Below are 19,944 nucleotides of genomic sequence, written 5' to 3'. Positions count from 1 at the left end.
CGATTTTATATCATATACTTTAATTTTCTCCAAAAAGGGGTGAGGTTACTTGGATTATGTAATTGAAATGTTGAATATAAGAAAAGAGTTTCCAGGAATCGTGGCAAACGATAATATAACGATTCAGGTAGAAAAAGGTGAAATTCATGCATTATTAGGTGAAAATGGTGCAGGGAAATCAACATTAATGAATGTTTTATTTGGTTTATACCAACCTGAAAAAGGTGAAATTCGCGTTAAAGGGGAAAAGGTTAATATTACTAACCCAAATGTTGCAAATGATTTGGGGATTGGCATGGTGCATCAGCACTTTATGTTAGTGGAGCCGTTTACTGTAACGCAGAACATCATTTTAGGTAGTGAGCCTAAAACTAAAATGGGAAATATCAACATTAAAAAAGCAGAAAAAGAAATTCAAGAGCTTTCCGATCGTTATGGCTTAAAAGTTGATCCGTCTGCAAAGATCAGTGATATTTCAGTTGGAATGCAGCAACGAGTGGAAATATTGAAAACATTATATCGAGGTGCGGATGTATTAATTTTTGATGAACCAACTGCGGTATTAACACCTCAGGAAATTAGTGAATTAATTGAAATCATGCGTTCCTTAGTTAAGGAAGGTAAGTCAATTATACTAATTACCCACAAACTGAAGGAAATTATGGAAGTTTGTGATAAATGTACGGTTATTCGTAAAGGTAAGGGCATTGGCACTGTTGAAGTTGCTAATACAACTACCAACGAGTTAGCATCATTAATGGTTGGTAGAGAAGTTAACTTCAAAACGGAGAAGAAAGAGGCTGAACCTAAAGATACCGTCCTTGATATTAATAATTTATATGTGAAGGATGCAAGAAAAGTAGATTTAGTAAAAGGGTTAGATTTGGAAGTTAGAGCTGGAGAGATTGTTGGTATAGCTGGTATTGATGGAAATGGTCAAACAGAGCTAATTGAAGCAATAACCGGTCTAAGAAAATCCACTTCTGGAAAAATCACACTCAGAGGGAAGGACATTACGAATAAGAGTCCAAGAAAAGTAACTGAAAGCGGTATAGGCCATATTCCGCAAGATCGTCATAAATATGGACTAGTTCTAGACTATCCAATTGGAGCAAATATAGTTCTGCAAACGTATTACCAGAAACCATACTCCAAGGCAACTATCTTAAACTACAAAGAAATTTATTCGAAGGCAAAATCCTTAATTGAAGAATACGATGTTCGCACACCAAGTGAATACACATTAGCTCGTGCCTTATCTGGTGGAAACCAACAAAAAGCAATTATTGGTCGTGAAGTAGACCGTTCACCTGATCTATTAATTGCAGCTCAACCTACAAGAGGGTTAGATGTTGGTGCTATTGAATTTATTCATAAAAAATTGATCGAAGAGCGTGACAAAGGAAAGGCTGTTTTACTAATTTCCTTTGAGCTAGATGAAATTTTAGATGTAAGTGACCGAATTGCGGTTATGTTTGATGGTAAAGTTGTAGCAGACGTTAAGCCTGAGGAAACCAATGAGCAAGAACTGGGACTTCTCATGGCTGGTAGTCAGGTTAGTAAGGTAGGTGGAACAAATGACGGAGAATAATAAGCTTTTTGGCATTTTAGTTCCTATCGTTTCTGTTATTCTTGGATTGATTGTCGGTGCAATTATTATGCTATTTTCTGGTCATAATCCAATTATTGCATACACTTCTCTATGGAATGGTGCATTTGGTGACGCATTTACGATTGGGGAAACGGTTAGACGAATTACCCCATTAATTTTAACTGGTTTAGCAGTAGCGTTTGCTTTTAAATCTGGATTATTTAACATTGGTGCAGAGGGACAAGTAATTGTTGGATGGCTGGCAGCCGTTTGGGTCGGTCTTACAATTGATGCACCTATGATCATTCATTTACCACTTGCGGTAATAATGGGCGCAATAGCTGGTGCGATTTGGGGATTCATTCCTGGTTTATTGAAAGCTAAAATTGGTGTCCACGAAGTAATTGTAACAATTATGTTGAACTATATAGCTTTATTTAGTACCAATGCAGTTATTAGAGGAGTTTTAACTGACCAAAGTACTACTACTGAACGAATTTCTCCTACGGCATCATTAGCTTCTGAGTGGTTACAAAGCTTAACATTCTTTTCAAGAATGCACTATGGTATATTAATCGCTCTATTTGCAGCTGTAGTCATGTGGTTCTTAATTGAAAGAACGACAATTGGTTATGAACTTAAAGCGGTCGGTTTTAACCAACATGCATCTAAATATGCTGGTATGAACGTAAGTAAAAATATCATTCTATCTATGGTGATCGCTGGTGGATTTGCTGGATTAGCTGGGGCAATGGAAGGTTTAGGAACCTACGGAACTATTTCAGTAATGTCAGGATTTACGAACTTAGGTTTTGATGGTATTGCCGTAGCTCTGTTAGGTGCGAATAACCCTCTTGGTGTTATATTTGCAGCTGTTCTTTTCGGTGTATTAAAAGAAGGGGCAGGAGAGATGCCTACAGGTGCAGGTGTTCCAACAGAATTAGTTGATATTATTATTGCGTTAATAATTTTCTTTGTCGCTTCAAGCTATTTAATTAGATGGTTATTACTTCGCTTTAAAAAGGAGGGGGATAAGTGATGGATTTATTACAGTCAATTATTCCAACCGTATTGTTTTATTCAGCTCCTCTAATTCTAACAGCGTTGGGCGGAGTATTCAGTGAACGATCTGGTGTAGTTAATATTGGACTAGAAGGATTAATGGTTATGGGGGCATTTGTTGGTATCGTATTTAACCTTGCATTTGCTGATGTATTTGGAACCTGGACTCCTTGGTTATCCATTCTAGTGGCTGCTCTTGTTTCAGCTGTATTTTCAATCATCCATGCGGTAGCATCTGTATCGCTACATGCTAATCAAGTCGTAAGTGGTGTAGCAATTAATATGCTAGCATTGGGAATAGGGATTTATTTAACAAAAGTTTGGTATGGAAAAGGGCAAACGGATATGGTTGATCAACCTTTCTATACACAGAATCTAGGATTTTTAGCTGATATACCTATTATCGGACCTATTTTCTTTAAGGGCGTCTACGTTACATCTTATGTAGCAATTATTTTAGCATTTGTAGTATGGTACGTTCTTTATAAAACTCCATTTGGACTTCGCTTGCGTGCAGTCGGTGAACATCCAATGGCTGCTGATACCAATGGAATTAGTGTAACTAAAATGCGATATATTGCGGTTATACTATCTGGTGCCTTAGGTGGTTTAGGTGGTTCTGTTTTCGCACTAACCATTGTATCTAACTTCTCGCATTCAACGATTGTTGGACAAGGATTTATGGCTCTTGCAGCAGTAATTTTTGGTAAATGGCATCCACTAGGCGCTATGGGAGCAGCACTTTTCTTTGGTTTTGCTCAAAGTTTAAGTGTTGTGGGTGGAAGTATTCCGTTACTACAAGATATTCCACAAGTGTTCTTGTTAATTGCACCTTATGTGCTAACAATTTTAGCATTGGCTGGATTTATCGGACGTGCAGAGGCTCCAAAGGCAAATGGTGTTCCATATATTAAAGGGAGTAGATAGAGTTTAAAACTGACTTGCAATAATGCAAGTCAGTTTTTTTATGCGTATTTAATGTAGAATGTGCAGTAACTTTGTTACGAATTTGCTCTTTCACTCTTAATTTATTCGGTGTGTGCTATAACACCGCTACGGCAGAACACTTCGCTTGTAGAGGTGTTCTGAATATTAGAAGTATCTCCTCCTGGTATATTTAATATAAGAACGTTACAACGCACGAATCCTAAAAGAAGAGCAGAGCTATTTTGTATTTATTGACATCCTCTCCCCACCTAAAATCCTAACGGATTTTTTAGGAAGGGGATTCCAATAGACCAAAAGACTATTGGGTGGTTACCGTTACTTCAGTTCAGTCCCGTTTTTCGTTTATGCGAATTACGGGTAGAGCGTCATTAGCTAGGTGTACAGCGCAGTCAGGCGCCTTACAGAAAACATTAGGTTTCCTGCTACGACTGTTAAGTCGCAGTTATTGCTTTTTCTTCGTTAGATGGTCTTGTGGAAATGACAAAGCTGACATTAACGTCAGCGTCTTTCTTATACCCACAAGAGCATGTATACAGCGAACCTCGACGGTTCTTTTTAACTACGTTACCGCAGTTTGAACATTCATGGCTAGTTTTGAACGGATTTACTTTAACCACTTCTAGCTCGGCTAGTTGTGCTTTGTAAGTAAGTTTTTCTTCCAAGTCAAAAAAAGCCCAAGAGTTAATATTTCGGTCGCTACGTTTCCAAAACTTTTTCATAGAGCGGATATTCTTCAAATATTCGATTTTAATAATAGAGGCTCCTTGTTTTTGGGTGAAGCGTACAATTTCTTTTGAAATCACATGATTCCAGTAGTGAATGATGCGCTGTTCTTTGTTTTCAAGACGTTTTAAAGCCTTCATATTTTTCATCTCCCACCTAAACACTGTCGCGTTTTGAGAAAGGAGTCTTCTCGCCCAAGTTCGATAAAACACTAAAAAAGATATATTATCGATACTTAAAGAACTATACAGCGGAGAAAATACATGAAGACTCCTGGAGGAGGAAAGGCATCGGTGAGACCCCACAGTGCGTAGCACGAGGAGGCTCACCAGCCGACCGGGAAAGCGAAGTGTATTTTCGGAGCGGTAATAAGACACTAACCGTTAATATACACCACATTAAATATATATCGTTCTATGTTTTCATTCTTGGCTGTACATCCATATAATGGTAAACTAAATATAATTGATTAAACAGAATGTGTTTATGAATTAGAAAAACGTATAAACTAGTATAGATTAATGTTGGTATTCAAAATGGAGGATCAGTTATGGAGGCAATTAAAGAAGACGTACTAGATGTAAATGGATATAACCTGCATTTAGTACCAAATAAGAAATTTAAAACGATAAATATTGTAGCAAAATTTAAAGCTACTTTAAATCGAGAAACAATTACAAAACGGGCTCTGATTCCATATTTACTAAAACAAGGGCCGAAAAACCACCCAAGTCGCAAAGAATTACAAATACAATTAGATAACTTGTATGGAGCGGTTCTTTCAATTGATGGTGGTAAAAAAGGAGAAAACCACATTATAAGTTTGCGTTTAGAGGTAGCAAACCAAAAATTTATACCAAATGAGTCTGGAATTTTAGAGGGTGCTGTTGAATTATTTAATGATGTAATATTTCACCCCAATACCTCAGGCCAAGCTTTTCAACCAACAATTTTTAAACGTGAAAAAAACACATTAAAGCAAAAGATTAATTCCATCAAGGATGATAAAATGAGTTTTGCCAATATGCGTTTAATTGATGAAATGTGCGATGGAGAGCCTTACCAATTACATGTTCATGGCTATGAAGAAGATTTAGATTCAATGACACCAGAAGATACGTACGCTTATTATCAAGAACTTCTACAACAAGATGAGTTAGATATTTTTGTTCTAGGTGATTTTGATATCGAAGAAATGAAACAGTTAATAACAAGTAAAATTAAAAGAGACGAAAAACAGGCTACGAATCACAATGACAATGTTACGGAAGCAGATAACAATTCAAAAGAAAAACCGCAAGAAGTTATTGAAAAACAAAATATCCAACAAGCTAAACTTCACATTGGTTATCGAACCAATATTACGTACCAGGATGAGGAATATCCAGCATTACAAGTATTCAATGGAATATTAGGGGGATTCCCTAGCTCCAAGTTATTTATTAATGTAAGAGAGAAAAACAGCTTGGCCTATTATGCGTCATCAAAGCTTGAAAGCCATAAAGGATTATTACTTGTTTTTAGTGGAATTGCACCTGCCGATTATCAAAAGGCGAGAGAAATAATGGAGTTACAAATGTCCGCTATGAAAAATGGAGAAATCTCGAATTCAGAGTTAAGCGAAACAAAAGAGTTAATTGTGAATCAATTGTTGGAAACAATGGACCATCCACAAGGTATGATTGAACTGTTATATCAACAAGTGATTGCTAAGAAAGATCTGAAGCCTAGTGAATTAATTGAAAAGATTAAAGCTGTTCAAGTAGAGGAAGTTACCGAAGTTGCATCACGTATTGAAGAAGATACGGTGTACTTGCTAACAAGTGAGGGAGGTGAGCCAAGTGAGTAGAAAGACATATGACAATATTAATGAGACTGTTTATTTGGAACGACTAGACAATGGTTTAACTGTATTTTTACTACCTAAGCCAGAAATGTCAAAAACATATGGTATTTTTTCAACTAACTATGGCTCGATTGATCAAACGTTTGTTCCAATTGGTAATAACGAAAAAATTACTGTACCAGAAGGGATTGCACACTTTTTGGAACATAAGTTATTTGAAAAAGAAGACCGCGATGTATTTACAGACTTTGGCAAGCAGGGTGCATCAGCAAATGCGTACACATCCTTTACAAAAACAGCATATTTATTCTCTGCAACGAATCATATTGAGGACAACGTAAAAACATTAATTGATTTTGTTCAAGATCCATATTTTTCGGAGCAGTCGGTTGAAAAAGAAAAAGGTATAATCGCTCAAGAAATTAAAATGTATGATGATCAACCTGATTGGCAGTCATTTATGGGTACGATCAAAACAATGTTTAAAAATCATCCAGTTAATGTTGATATTGCAGGTACGGTCGAATCGATCAATTCAATTACCAAGGATGATTTGTATACTTGTTATAATACCTTCTACCACCCGGAAAATATGATCCTTTTTATAGCAGGGAATTTTGATCCAGAGAATATGATGAGCTTAGTTAAGGAAAACCAGGCAGCTAAAGAGTTTGAAAAAATGAATGAGATAGTACGTGATTTTCCTGATGAACCAGAGCAAGTAGGCATGAAGGAAAATAAAATTGTAATGCCTGTGTCTGTTTCAAAATGTACGGTAGGTATAAAAGAAGCTAACAAGGAATTAGACCGCGATGAATTTTTAAAAAGGGATTTACTTCAGGATATGCTATTAAATTTTTATTTTTCAAAAAGTGGTCAGTTTTATCAGGAGCTATATGATGATAATTTAATCGATGATAGCTTTTATTTTGAGATGAATTTAGATCGAAACTTTGGTTATACCTTAATTGGAGGTAATTCTGATAATCCGGATCAATTAGCAAATAAAATAAAAGAATTATTAATGACGACAAATTCCGAAACTATACAAGAAGAAGACTTTGAAAGAATGAAAAAGAAAAAAATTGGTCAATTATTACGTTCAATGAACTCCTTAGAGTTTATTGCAAGTAAACATATTCATTATCACACATTGGGAATTGATTTCTTTGATTTAATTCCTGAAATTCAATCGTTAACAATTGATGATGTGAATCATTACTTAAAACATTGGATCTCAGAAGAAAAGTTAGCAGTTTGTAAAATAGTAGCAGAGTAGGATGTAACATGGGGACAAACATATTAATTATCGGAGCTAGTGGTGATATAGGTAGTGCTATAGCGGTGCGCCTTGGAAATGAAGGGTATAAATTAATATTGCATTATAACCGTAACCGGGAAAACATTAACAAAATTAAAGGAAAACTTGACAACGAATGTGTTTTAGGCGAGATTAAAGCAGATTTAAGTAAGGATGAAGAAGTAAAAAGGTTGTTAACAGAACTAGTTTTTCCTGTTGATGGAATTATTTTTGCAAGCGGAAATGCTTATTATGGTTTATTTCAAGATACAACAGAAGAAAAAATGGATGAAATGCTTACCATTCATGTAAAGTCTCCTTGGATGATTACCAAGCATTTATTAAATTCAATGATCCAGCGGAAGTATGGAAAGATTTTATTTATCACTTCGATTTGGGGAGATGTTGGTGCTAGCAATGAGGTGGTTTATTCCACTGTAAAGGGAGCTCAAAATTCCTTTGTTAAAGCATTGGCCAAAGAAACAGGTCCAAGTGGTATATCGGTTAATGCGATTAGTCCTGGTTTTATTGATACAAAAATGAACGAGCATTTTAATGAAGATGAAAAAGCCATGATCGTATCAGAGATCCCATTAAACCGAGTTGGAATGCCGAACGATATAGCTAATGCAGTTAGCTTTTTAATGGGAGATCAATCATCATATATACAGGGTGAAATCATACGAATAAATGGTGGTTGGTAAAAAAGGGGCATATTTCTCCTTACTTTACAATGTATAATCATGTTTTAAATTCAAATACTATACATGTACAAATGAAGGAGGAGATAAAATGTCTGTTCTAGATAATTTTGGAACTTGGAAAGAGTTTTTAGCAAACCGTCTTGAACAAGCTCAATCTCAAGGTATGTCTCAACAAACGATTAATGAAGTAGCATATGAGGTTGGGGATTACTTGTCGAAGAGTGTTGATGCTAAAAATAGTGAAGAAGCTGTGTTAAGAGAGCTTTGGAATGCTGCTTCTAAAGAAGAACAGCATGCAATAGCTAACTCAATGGTTAAGCTAGTGCAGAATCAAGGAAATACCCAGTAATCAACAAACCTCTTGATAGAAGCTGCAGTACAATAAGCAGCTTCTTTTTATTAATTAATTGTATAATGTTGAAATATTTCCTTTTAACTGAGGCTAAAATCATTTATTATAGAGATATATTGCATTTATAGTTAATAGTTTCCTATTATCAACAAAGGAGATTGCATATGGATCGAACCCAATGGTATCTTGAATATGAAATTCAATATAACCGTCCTGGATTACTTGGGGATATTTCTTCACTATTAGGGATGTTATCGATTAATATTATTACCATTAACGGTGTCGAAAATGGGCGAAGAGGTATGTTGTTGCTCGCGAAATATGACGAACAAATAACACGGCTAAAATCCATTTTAGATACAATGGACACAATACAAATTACTAAATTACGAAAACCCAAGCTTCGAGATAAGTTAGCAGTTAGGCACGGAAGATACATTCATCGTGATGTCGATGATCGTAAAACAATTCGATTTGTTCGTGATGAATTAGGTTTACTGGTCGATTTTATGGCTGAGTTATATAAACAAGAAGGTCATAAACTAATCGGCGTGAGAGGGATGCCACGTGTTGGGAAAACTGAATCTGTCGTAGCAGCAAGTGTTTGTGCAAATAAACGATGGTTGTTTGTTTCTAGTACGTTGCTTAAACAAACTGTTCGTAACCAGCTGATCGAAGGTGAATATAGCAGTGATAATATCTACATTATAGATGGGGTTGTATCAAAAAAAAGAGCTAATGAAAAACATTGGCAATTAATACGTGAGATTATGCAGTTACCCGCTATAAAAGTTGTGGAACATCCTGATATTTTTGTTCAAGCTACCGAATATAATATTGATGATTTTGATTATATTATTGAATTACGAAGTCATGAAGATGAAGAGATTACATATGAACAACTTGAAAAAACACAATATAATCAAGAAAATGGTTTTTCAATGTTTGATTTTTAAATTGGATGGTGTTAAGTATGGGAATAGGTGCTAGGTTAAAAGAAGCAAGAGAAGAAAAAGACATTTCTTTAGAAAGTCTGCAGGATCTTACAAAAATACAAAGAAGATATTTAATCGCAATCGAAGAAGAAAACTTTTCTATTTTACCTGGTAAATTCTATGCTCGAGCATTTATAAAGGAATATGCAAATGCTGTAGGCTTGGATGCCAATGAACTATTGGAGGAATATAAAGAAGACATCCCTTCACCAGATGAGGAAAGTACGGTACAATACACTAGAATTAGTCGTTCTAGAAAAGAGAACAGTCCAGCTAAGAACTCACAAATATTTTCTCTAATACCCACAATCATTGTTATATTATTGGTGATTGGTATTGTATTTGCTGCATGGTGGTTCTTCCAACAATCAAACGCTACTAACGATGATGATCTTGTAGAAGATCCTGAGGATAACGAAATTTATCGACCTGAAGGAAATGTGAATAATGATACAGATGAAGAAGAAGCAACTGAGGATGATGAACCTACTCAAGACGAAGAAACAGAAGAAGGATCAGATCCTGAGGAACAGGAAGAAGAGCCTGCTGCTGAAACAGAATTAATCTTGACGGAAGAAGGAGAAGTGGCTGAATTTGACTTGATTAATCCAGGGGAAGAATTAATTTTCACATTTGAAGCAGAAGATAGAATTTGGTTTTCTGTTGAGAACGATGAAGGAGAATCTTTTTTCGCCACTTTCTTAGAACCGGATGATTCACCAATGGATATTGATTTAACTGGAGAAGATAGAATTTATTTTAATATCGGTTATTCTCCTAATTTAAATATTACTGTAAATGGAGTTGAATTTGAATATCCAGTAGATCCTTCCGAGAAAGATGTTCAGCGTTTTTGGATTAATGTAAATCAAGAAACTGAATAACCACATAGATACCCTTCCCGATATTGTGGAAGGGTTTTATACCTTAAAATTGAATTTATTTTAGGAGGACATTTGTATGAATATACCTAACAGAATTACGATCTCTAGAATTTTGCTAATCCCAATTTTTATTATTTTACTAAGTGTTCCGTTTGCGTGGGGAAAATGGAATATTGGAGAAAACACCCTCCCGATATCACATTTTGTTGCAGCTCTAATTTTTATTATTGCATCTGCGACAGATTGGGTGGATGGTTATTATGCTAGAAAATATAATTTAGTTACTAATTTAGGGAAGTTTTTAGATCCACTAGCAGATAAATTATTAGTTTCTGCAGCCTTGATTTTACTTGTAGAAATGGGATTTGCTCCAGCGTGGGTAGTAATTATTATTATTAGTAGAGAATTCGCGGTTACTGGTTTACGATTAGTTGCTGCTGGGGAAGGAATCGTCCTTGCAGCAGGTAATATGGGGAAAATCAAAACGGCTACACAAATGATTGCTATTGCAGCATTACTGTTACATAACTTTCCATTCTCATTCATAGGCTTTCCATTTGCAACAATTATGCTATACGTAGCCCTGTTCTTTACGGTTTTATCAGGATATGATTATTTCGCTAAAAATTGGCATGTCATGAGGGATTCAAAATAATGAAACAGTTAAATGCAGAAATAATTGCTGTTGGTACCGAGTTGCTATTGGGACAGATCGCAAATACAAATGCACAATGGATTTCTGAGCAGTTAGCAGCCTATGGTGTTAATGTTTTTTACCACGGGGTAGTTGGCGATAATTTGAAGCGTGTGGAAGAAACGTTTCAACAAGCAAAAGGTCGTTCAGATTTAATCATAGTAACAGGGGGCTTAGGTCCAACAGATGATGATTTAACTAGAGAAGCTTTTCAAACTGTTTCTAACTTATCGATGTATGAGCATAAGCCTTCTATGGATAAGATATCGGAATACTTCCGTAAACAAAAGTCTGAAATGACGATAAATAACCGAAAACAAGCCCGCGTATTTACTGATTCTGAGGTAATAGAGAACAAGGTTGGTATGGCACCGGGAATGGTTGTTAGCATGAATGAGCAAAAATGGATCTTTCTACCTGGTGTACCACGAGAAATGAAACAAATGATGCGTGATGATGTGTTGCCATATATTCAAGAGTTAATGGGCACTAGTGAAATGATCAAATCAACGGTTTTACGATTTATAGGTATTGGAGAAGCAAAGCTTGAGCATGAAATTTCCGATATCATTCAATCGCAACAAAATCCTACTATAGCACCTCTAGCACAAAATGAGGGGGTAGTTATACGACTTACGGCAAAAGGTAATTCAACTGAGATGGTAAATAATTTATTACAACAAGGAAAGCAAAACATTCTTGATAGAGTTGGCAAGTTTTATTACGGAGTGAATGAAGAAACAATCGAATGTAAAATAGTTTCTCTATTAATAGAAAACCATAAGACGATTGCTGCAGCTGAAAGTTTAACAGGGGGATTATTTACAGAAAGGGTTATTTCAGTCAATGGCGCTTCTGCAGTTTGTCCCGGGGGTGTTGTTTGTTATGACACTACAGTTAAAACCAATGTATTAGGAGTTCATGAGGATACTATTGTGACCAATGGAGCCGTAAGTAAAGAATGTGCTCTAGAAATGGCTACTAATATTCGAAATCTATTAAAAACGGATATTGGAATTAGTTTTACAGGTGTTGCTGGACCAGATGCAATTGAAGGGAAGCCTGTAGGAACAGTATATATTGCGATATGTTCTGAAGGACAAACAATTATAGAGAAATTCACTTTTCAAGGAAATCGTGATGCTATCAGACGTAAAACCATTTTAAAAGGATTTGAATTATTATTCAATCAGTTAAAATAGTGTTTCTATAGCATAAACTATGATAAAATTTATTATTCGTTAGTTGTTTTAGTAGAGAAAAATGAAATTTCTATAAAAAAATGCCATGAAAATATAAGAACATTTATTCGTTTTTTGCTTGGCAAAAGAATCAAAACAATGTATGATATATATAGTTCTAATTAGGAGGTAGTTTCGTTGAGTGATAGAAAACAAGCTTTAGATATGGCGTTAAGACAAATAGAGAAGCAATTTGGTAAAGGTTCTATTATGAAGTTAGGAGAACAAGCTGAACAAAAAATAGCAACAATCCCAAGTGGTTCACTTGCACTAGACGTTGCATTAGGTATTGGTGGTTATCCTAAAGGTCGTGTTGTAGAGATCTATGGTCCTGAATCTTCTGGTAAAACAACTGTTGCTCTACATGCTATTGCGGAGGCACAAAGAAAAGGTGGTCAGGCTGCATTTATTGATGCAGAGCATGCACTTGACCCAACCTATGCAAGAGCATTAGGAGTAAATATTGAAGAATTACTTCTATCTCAGCCGGATACTGGAGAACAAGCCTTAGAAATTGCGGAAGCTCTTGTTCGAAGTGGTGCAGTAGATATTATTGTTGTTGACTCAGTTGCGGCTTTAGTACCTAAAGCAGAGATTGAAGGGGAAATGGGTGACGCTCATGTCGGTTTACAAGCTCGTCTTATGTCCCAAGCGTTAAGAAAACTATCTGGTGCAATTAATAAATCAAAAACAACTGCGATTTTCATTAACCAAATTCGTGAAAAAGTAGGCGTTATGTTCGGTAATCCAGAAACAACACCAGGTGGTCGTGCACTGAAATTCTATTCTTCTGTTCGTTTAGAAGTTCGCCGTGCAGAAACATTGAAGCAAGGTAATGACATTTTAGGTAATAGAGCTAAAATTAAAGTAGTAAAGAATAAAGTTGCTCCACCATTCAAACAAGCAGAAGTAGATATCATGTATGGTCAAGGAATTTCTAAAGAGGGAGAAATTATTGATATTGGGGCAGATTTAGATGTTGTCGATAAAAGTGGTGCTTGGTATTCCTATCAAGGTGAAAGATTAGGACAGGGTAGAGAAAATGCGAAGCAATTTTTAAAAGAAAATCCTGATGTTATGAGTGAGATCCATAATGCCATTCGATTACATTATAATCTTGACGCTACCGCAGAAGAAGCACAAGAAGAAATTGGTCAAGAAACTTTAGACGTATAATGAATGTAGAATCCTTTGCCACAGCGTAAAGGATTTTTCTTTTATAGATATCATATTAGTATAGCTATGGAAATCTACTCTACAGACAAGTTTTCTTACAAATATATGACGATTCCTTGACAACACTATCATAGACAATTAAAATTAAATTGTATAATTTTATATTTTTATTATACGAATTTAATTTTATTCATTGAATATGGTACATGCCGACAATAATGAATTGAAACAACTTTATAGCAAGAGGAGGTGAAACCGTGGACAATCCCTTAATCATCTCCATTTTGCTTGCCTTAATTTCCCTAATCGTCGGTATTGTTGTTGGTTATCTGATTCGTAAATCTATTGCAGAAGCTAAGATTTCTAGTGCAGAAACCTTAGCCAAACAAATAGTTGATGAAGCACACCGAAATGCAGATGCCGCTAAAAAAGAGGCACTTCTTGAGGCGAAGGATGAAAATCACAAACTTCGCCAGCAGACAGAGCAAGAACTACGTGAACGTCGTGCTGAAGCACAAAAACAGGAAAATCGCCTGATGCAAAAAGAAGAGAATCTGGACAGAAAAAGTGAAACGCTGGACAAGCGTGAGCTCTTGTTAGAGAAGAAAGAACAATCACTAACAGAAAAACAACAACAAATTGAAGAAATGGAAAGCAAAGTGGAATCAATGATACAAGAGCAGCAAACCGAGCTTGAGCGCATTTCAGGATACACTACTGATCAGGCAAGAACTATTATTTTAGAGCGAATCGAAAAAGAGGTAGCGCATGAATCAGCATTAATGATAAAAGAAGCTGAAAATAGTGCGAAAGAGGAAGCTGACAAGAAAGCGAAAAACATACTTTCTCTGGCCTTACAGCGCTGTGCTGCAGACCACGTTGCTGAAACAACAGTTTCTGTTGTAAACCTACCAAATGATGAGATGAAAGGTCGTATTATTGGTCGTGAGGGTCGTAATATTCGTACGTTAGAAACATTAACTGGAATTGATTTAATCATTGATGACACACCAGAAGCTGTTATATTATCTGGCTTTGACCCGATTCGAAGAGAAACAGCTCGTATGGCGTTAGAAAAACTTGTACAAGATGGCAGAATTCATCCTGCGAGAATTGAAGAAATGGTGGATAAAGCTAGACGTGAAGTTGATGAATATATACGAGAAGTTGGAGAAGAAACTACATTTGAGGTTGGTGTACATGGTCTACATCCAGATCTAATCAAAATACTCGGTCGTCTAAAATATCGAACAAGTTATGGTCAAAACGTGTTAAAGCATTCAACTGAAGTTGCATATCTTGCTGGTTTACTCGCTGCTGAGTTAGGTGAAGATGTAACATTAGCTAGAAGAGCTGGTTTACTTCATGATATTGGTAAAGCAATAGATCATGAAGTAGAGGGAAGCCACGTTGAAATTGGGAAAGAGCTAGCAATGAAATACAAGGAGCATGAGGTAGTCATTAATTCGATTGCTTCTCACCATGGTGATGAAGAACCTACATCAATCATTTCTGTTTTAGTAGCTGCGGCTGATGCGTTATCGGCAGCACGCCCTGGAGCAAGAAGTGAAACATTGGAGAACTATATTAAACGACTAGAGAAATTAGAGGAAATTTCTGAGTCATTTACAGGTGTAGAAAAATCATTTGCTATCCAAGCAGGTAGAGAAATTCGAATTATGGTTAAACCTGATGAAATTGATGACATTGAATCTGTAAGAATAGCACGTGATATCCGTAAACGGATTGAAAGTGAGCTCGATTACCCAGGTCATATTAAAGTAACTGTGATCCGTGAAACAAGAGCAGTTGAATATGCGAAATAATACAGAAAAGCGAATTGCCTGTTCAGTGACAGATGGAATAAACCCTGCCCAAGATAAAGGGAGATAAGTCCATTAGTCACTAGGCATGTAGCTAGACAAAGAAGCGAGGCATTTTTTGCCCGCTTTTTTCTTATTCACAAGTATAAAATAACTAATTTTTGACATGATAAATTAACTATGGAAAACTATAGATATATTAATAGTTAGGATGAAATAGATATGAAAATTTTATTTATAGGTGATGTTGTTGGTTCACCTGGAAGAGATATGGTACAAGAATACTTACCAAAACTAAAAGATAAATACCGTCCCAATATGACCATAATTAATGGAGAAAATGCTGCCTCTGGAAAAGGAATTACTGAAAAAATATATAAGCAATTTTTAGAATGGGGTGCCCATGTAATAACAATGGGTAATCATACTTGGGATAAAAAAGAGATATTTGAATTTATTGATGATGCTAAAAACATGATACGACCTGCAAATTTTCCTGAGGGCAACCCAGGAAAAGGATTGGTATTTGTAAACATCAACGGTGTCGAGGTAGCCGTTATTAACCTTCAAGGTAGAACGTTTTTACCAGCAATTGATGATCCCTTTAGTAAGATTGATGAACTCATCGATGAGGCCAAAAAGCGAACAAATTTAATATTTTTGGACTTTCATGCGGAGGCAACTAGTGAAAAGCAAGCAATGGGGTGGTATGTAGATGGGCGCGTTAGTGCAGTGGTTGGAACTCATACACATACACAAACAGCTGATGAACGAATTTTACCAAATGGCACCGCATATATTACAGATGTTGGAATGACAGGACCATATGATTCTATTTTAGGGGTGGATCGTGAATTAGTATTAAAACGCTTTAAAACGAATCTCCCTGTTCGCTTTGATATAGATAAAAAAGGACGGACTCAGCTTAACGGTGTTCTTATTACCATTGATGAAAAAAATGGGAATGCCACCAAAGTAGAGCGCATATTAATTAATGATGACCATATTTTCTTTTCATGAGTATTTGAATTTTTTGAATTCTTGATGCATAATGGTAATAAGCTAACATCTCCAAGAATATAGTAGCAGTAGAACTATAATAGCAAATGAAGGAGGTACTAGTAATGGAAATATTAAAAGTCTCAGCAAAATCAAATCCTAATTCAGTAGCGGGAGCACTTGCAAATGTATTACGAGAACGTGGCTCAGCAGAAATCCAGGCTATCGGCGCGGGAGCTCTTAACCAAGCTGTGAAAGCAGTAGCAATCGCAAGAGGGTTTGTGGCACCTAGTGGAGTTGATTTGATCTGTATTCCTGCATTTACCGATATTTTAATCGATAATGAGGAACGTACAGCTATTAAATTAATTGTTGAACCTAGATAAAATGAAACGGAATGATATCTATTACTTTATAGTGTTACGCAGTTTGCGTGGCACTATTTTTGTGTATCATAGAAATATGACAAATTTAGTAATCTTGCAATTAAAAAATAGATGTTTTTTGTTGAGATTTGTATCATCTGTTGTTAAATTTAATTGTAGGCTTTATACTGAAATAATGAACAACTATGCATAAAAGAAATCTTTTATATATAAAGGAAAGGAGTTTCGGTATGAACGAACAGCAGCGTAAAGAACAATCGCAAATTAAACAAACAGATCATCCAACGGACGGAAAATCCGGTAAGGATAATATCGAACGCATAAAAAGTACTACTAGTGATGAAATGATTGCAAAGTATTTCCAAACTAGTTATCAACCACCTGATATTAAAAAAGCGAGAAAACGTCGTAAGGAAGATGTTCAATTTCATTATGACTTCTCCATCCCAGAAGATATGGCAAACATCGGAAAAGGGAAAAAGTTTCTTATTCGTACATATGGGTGTCAAATGAATGAGCACGATACAGAAGTTATGGCAGGTATTCTAACAGAAATGGGATACGAATCAACGGCTGATACGAATGAAGCCGATATTATATTGTTAAACACATGCGCAATCCGTGAAAATGCAGAAAACAAAGTGTTTGGTGAAATCGGTCATTTGAAACCATTAAAGCTAGAAAAACCCGATTTAATCCTTGGTGTTTGTGGTTGTATGTCCCAGGAAGAATCAGTTGTAAATCGTATCTTAGAGAAACATCATCATGTAGATTTGATTTTTGGTACGCATAATATCCATCGATTACCACATTTAGTAAAAGAAGCAATGTTTGGTAAAGCACAGGTAGTTGAGGTATGGTCTAAAGAAGGCGACATTATAGAGAACTTACCGAAAGCTCGTAATGGTAAAATCAAAGCATGGGTTAATATTATGTATGGATGTGACAAATTTTGTACGTACTGTATTGTTCCGATGACACGTGGAAAAGAGCGTAGTCGTCGACCGGAGGACATTATTCAAGAAGTTCGTCATTTAGCGTCACAAGGGTATCAAGAAATAACATTATTAGGTCAGAATGTTAATGCATATGGTAAAGATTTTGAAGATATGGAATACACGTTTGGTGACCTAATGGATGATATGCATAAAATTGACATCCCACGAGTTCGGTTTACAACTTCACATCCTCGTGATTTTGATGATCATTTGATTGAAGTCTTAGCGAAAGGTGGTAATCTTCTCGATCATATTCACTTACCAGTTCAATCTGGCAGTAGTGAAATTCTTAAAAAAATGAACCGTAAATATAGTCGCGAGGAATATTTAGAGCTAGTACGTAAAATCAAAGAAGCAATTCCAAATGTAACATTAACAACAGACATAATTGTAGGTTTCCCAAATGAAACAGAAGAGCAGTTTGAGGAAACGATGACATTAGTCGAAGAAGTTGGTTTCGAAGCAGCATATACGTTTATATATTCACCTCGTGAAGGTACACCTGCAGCTCGTAAAAAGGATGATGTACCAGAAGAAGTGAAGAAACAACGCTTATACCGTTTGAATGAGCTTGTGAATAAGCAATCAGCAAAATCTATGAAGTCCTATGAAAACAAAGTTGTTAAGGTTCTTGTTGAAGGTGAAAGTAAGAAAGACCCTAATGTACTTGCAGGTTATACAGAAAAGAATAAACTTGTAAACTTTAAGGGACCAAAATCAGCTATTGGACACATTGTGGAAGTAAAAGTTACAGAAGCAAAAACATGGTCATTAAATGGTGAAATGGTAGAAAAAACAGTTGAGGTGAACTAACATGGTGGAATACACACGTACACAAGTATTGGATGAAGCAAAAAAGCTTGCAGAAATGCTTGCTAATACAGAAGAGATCGATCGATTCAAACAAGTGGAAGCAAAATTAAATGAGAATAAAAAAGTACAACAATTAATCAATCGTATTAAAGCATTACAAAAACAAGCAGTAAACTTCCAAGCATATGAAAAAACGGAAGCACTGAAAAAAGTAGAGGCAGAAATTGACCGTCTCCAAGCAGAGATTGATGAAATTCCAGTAGTTCAAGAATTTAAGGAATCACAAATTGTAGTGAATGATGTCTTACAATTAATTTCTGGAACAATTGCTAGAGAAGTAACAACTAAAGTTATTGAATCAACCGGTGGTGATGTACTTGCTGGTGAGACAGGTTCAAAACAGAAAAACAGCTCATCTTGTGGGCATTAATTAAAATCCAAGCAAGAATTTTCTTGCTTGGATTTTTTTGAGATTAGCATGATGACAATGCTTTCTAAGCAATTATTTTGTAAACTTCTCTTGGATTCATAGAATAGCTATGCACTTTAGGTATTTGTCTTGCATAAAATGACTATGAAAAAAGAGGAGGTAGCGTAATTATGAGTTTTCTAGATAATGACTATAGAGAGATCATTACTAAAGCTGTCATCGGTAAGGGTAAAAAATTCACGCAGGCAACTCATTCCATTTCACCGTCACATAGACCTACCAGCATTTTAGGTTGTTGGGTAATTAACCACCTGTATAATGCTAAACAAAAATCAGATGATACTGTTGAAATAAACGGTAGCTATGAAATTAACGTTTGGTTTTCCTATAATGATAATACCAAAACAGAGGTAGTGACAGAAAGAGTCACTTACTGTGATTTAGTTCCACTTGGAATCAAAGATGACAATTGCCTAAATGACGAATTTGATGTTATTGCTAAAGTACTTCAACAACCTAACTGCTTAGAGTGCAAAATCTCTAATCAAGGTCACAAAATCTTAGTAGAAATTGAACGCGAGTTTCTTGTTCAAGTAGTTGGTGATACAAAAGTATATGTAAAGGTTGATCCAAAAGGTGTTAAAGTTAATAATGACGATGAAGAATGGGATTTTGCCGTAACTGATGATGAATTAAGTGAAATTGACCCTGAATTTCTTGAAAGCAGCAGTAGAAGTAAAGACTAAAAAACTTACGAGGGTATACTCCTCGTAAGTTTTAATTTTAAGGTATTTTCGAAGCGATGTCAGAGGCAGTACATTACGTCTCAAATTATAATCAAGTTTTTCATACCATAAGTTACTCCCTCAGTTAGATTCTATTTACTCACAAATGCTCGCTTATTCGCAGGATTTCAAACCACTTCTAAGAACAATGACGGATGAATGGAATGAGTATGGGTATTAAAGGCTACATGAAG

19 protein-coding genes are annotated in these 19,944 nt (G+C 35.7%); 18 read left to right on the top strand and 1 reads right to left on the bottom strand.

Translation table 11 applies throughout. The annotated features are described in order from the left end of the window. Positions 1–49 precede the first annotated feature (49 nt). The 3 genes from GMD78_RS16005 to GMD78_RS15995 are packed head-to-tail and all read left to right on the top strand — an operon-like array spanning position 50 to position 3,580. Positions 50–1,591, top strand: coding sequence for an ABC transporter ATP-binding protein (locus GMD78_RS16005; RefSeq protein WP_155670082.1), 1,542 nt, complete (start codon positions 50–52; stop codon positions 1,589–1,591). Beyond that, positions 1,578–2,630, top strand: coding sequence for an ABC transporter permease (locus GMD78_RS16000; RefSeq protein ID WP_155670080.1), 1,053 nt, complete (start codon positions 1,578–1,580; stop codon positions 2,628–2,630). The genes GMD78_RS16005 and GMD78_RS16000 overlap by 14 nt, the downstream gene beginning before the upstream one ends. After that, positions 2,627–3,580 (top strand): ABC transporter permease, encoded by a 954-nt coding sequence (locus GMD78_RS15995; protein ID WP_343042382.1) that lies wholly within the window; start codon positions 2,627–2,629, stop codon positions 3,578–3,580. The genes GMD78_RS16000 and GMD78_RS15995 overlap by 4 nt, the downstream gene beginning before the upstream one ends. 452 nt (positions 3,581–4,032) lie before the next feature. On the opposite strand, the gene GMD78_RS15990 is transcribed toward GMD78_RS15995, so the two are convergent. Beyond that, entirely contained in the window at positions 4,033–4,464 is a 432-nt protein-coding gene (locus GMD78_RS15990) for an RNA-guided endonuclease TnpB family protein (RefSeq protein WP_196493846.1), read from the bottom strand. 410 nt (positions 4,465–4,874) lie between these two features. On the opposite strand from GMD78_RS15990, the gene yfmF reads away from it, so the two are divergent. The 15 genes from yfmF to cotE all read left to right on the top strand — a co-directional run bounded on the left by yfmF (position 4,875) and on the right by cotE (position 19,711). After that, entirely contained in the window at positions 4,875–6,173 is a 1,299-nt protein-coding gene (gene yfmF / locus GMD78_RS15985) for an EF-P 5-aminopentanol modification-associated protein YfmF (RefSeq protein ID WP_155670074.1), read from the top strand. Beyond that, positions 6,166–7,449: an EF-P 5-aminopentanol modification-associated protein YfmH gene (yfmH, locus tag GMD78_RS15980; RefSeq protein WP_343042381.1), complete on the top strand. Its 1,284-nt coding sequence runs from the start codon at positions 6,166–6,168 to the stop codon at positions 7,447–7,449. Before yfmF ends, yfmH begins: the two co-directional genes overlap by 8 nt. A gap of 8 nt (positions 7,450–7,457) precedes the next feature. After that, entirely contained in the window at positions 7,458–8,174 is a 717-nt protein-coding gene (gene ymfI / locus GMD78_RS15975) for an elongation factor P 5-aminopentanone reductase (RefSeq protein WP_155670072.1), read from the top strand. An 88-nt stretch (positions 8,175–8,262) separates the two neighbouring features. Further along, entirely contained in the window at positions 8,263–8,523 is a 261-nt protein-coding gene (locus GMD78_RS15970; RefSeq protein WP_155670069.1) for a DUF3243 domain-containing protein, read from the top strand. A gap of 167 nt (positions 8,524–8,690) precedes the next feature. Continuing rightward, a complete protein-coding gene (locus GMD78_RS15965) occupies positions 8,691–9,482 on the top strand; it encodes a DUF3388 domain-containing protein (protein ID WP_155670067.1) in 792 nt (263 codons plus the stop codon). A gap of 17 nt (positions 9,483–9,499) precedes the next feature. Beyond that, complete coding sequence (locus GMD78_RS15960) at positions 9,500–10,405, top strand: helix-turn-helix domain-containing protein (protein WP_155670282.1); 906 nt, start codon at positions 9,500–9,502, stop codon at positions 10,403–10,405. A 76-nt stretch (positions 10,406–10,481) separates the two neighbouring features. Continuing rightward, on the top strand, positions 10,482–11,060 hold the full coding sequence (gene pgsA, locus GMD78_RS15955) for a CDP-diacylglycerol--glycerol-3-phosphate 3-phosphatidyltransferase (protein ID WP_155670065.1): 579 nt from the start codon (positions 10,482–10,484) through the stop codon (positions 11,058–11,060). Continuing rightward, entirely contained in the window at positions 11,060–12,301 is a 1,242-nt protein-coding gene (locus GMD78_RS15950; RefSeq protein ID WP_155670063.1) for a competence/damage-inducible protein A, read from the top strand. The genes pgsA and GMD78_RS15950 overlap by 1 nt, the downstream gene beginning before the upstream one ends. A 177-nt stretch (positions 12,302–12,478) precedes the next feature. Then, positions 12,479–13,516 carry a recombinase RecA gene (gene recA, locus GMD78_RS15945; RefSeq protein WP_155670061.1) on the top strand — a complete coding sequence of 346 codons (1,038 nt, stop codon included), beginning with the start codon at positions 12,479–12,481 and terminating at the stop codon, positions 13,514–13,516. A gap of 257 nt (positions 13,517–13,773) precedes the next feature. Beyond that, complete coding sequence (gene rny, locus GMD78_RS15940) at positions 13,774–15,342, top strand: ribonuclease Y (RefSeq protein ID WP_343042380.1); 1,569 nt, start codon at positions 13,774–13,776, stop codon at positions 15,340–15,342. Positions 15,343–15,561: 219 nt separating this feature from the next. Further along, on the top strand, positions 15,562–16,359 hold the full coding sequence (locus tag GMD78_RS15935) for a TIGR00282 family metallophosphoesterase (RefSeq protein ID WP_155670059.1): 798 nt from the start codon (positions 15,562–15,564) through the stop codon (positions 16,357–16,359). 104 nt (positions 16,360–16,463) lie between these two features. Beyond that, positions 16,464–16,724: a stage V sporulation protein SpoVS gene (gene spoVS / locus GMD78_RS15930; protein ID WP_027447636.1), complete on the top strand. Its 261-nt coding sequence runs from the start codon at positions 16,464–16,466 to the stop codon at positions 16,722–16,724. A 230-nt stretch (positions 16,725–16,954) separates the two neighbouring features. Then, positions 16,955–18,535 carry a tRNA (N6-isopentenyl adenosine(37)-C2)-methylthiotransferase MiaB gene (miaB, locus tag GMD78_RS15925; protein ID WP_155670058.1) on the top strand — a complete coding sequence of 527 codons (1,581 nt, stop codon included), beginning with the start codon at positions 16,955–16,957 and terminating at the stop codon, positions 18,533–18,535. A 1-nt stretch (position 18,536) separates the two neighbouring features. After that, positions 18,537–18,965: a YlbF/YmcA family competence regulator gene (locus GMD78_RS15920; protein WP_155670057.1), complete on the top strand. Its 429-nt coding sequence runs from the start codon at positions 18,537–18,539 to the stop codon at positions 18,963–18,965. A 170-nt stretch (positions 18,966–19,135) separates the two neighbouring features. Beyond that, the gene (gene cotE / locus GMD78_RS15915; RefSeq protein WP_155670056.1) at positions 19,136–19,711 is read left to right on the top strand and encodes an outer spore coat protein CotE; all 576 of its coding nucleotides are present in this window, start codon (positions 19,136–19,138) and stop codon (positions 19,709–19,711) included. Positions 19,712–19,944 lie beyond the last annotated feature (233 nt).

The sequence above is a fragment of the Ornithinibacillus caprae genome, assembly GCF_009728145.1.
GTDB classification, from domain to species: domain Bacteria; phylum Bacillota; class Bacilli; order Bacillales; family Amphibacillaceae; genus Ornithinibacillus; species Ornithinibacillus caprae.
Note: the sequence above shows the minus strand (reverse complement) of the source record. Positions and strands in the feature narration are given on the sequence as shown.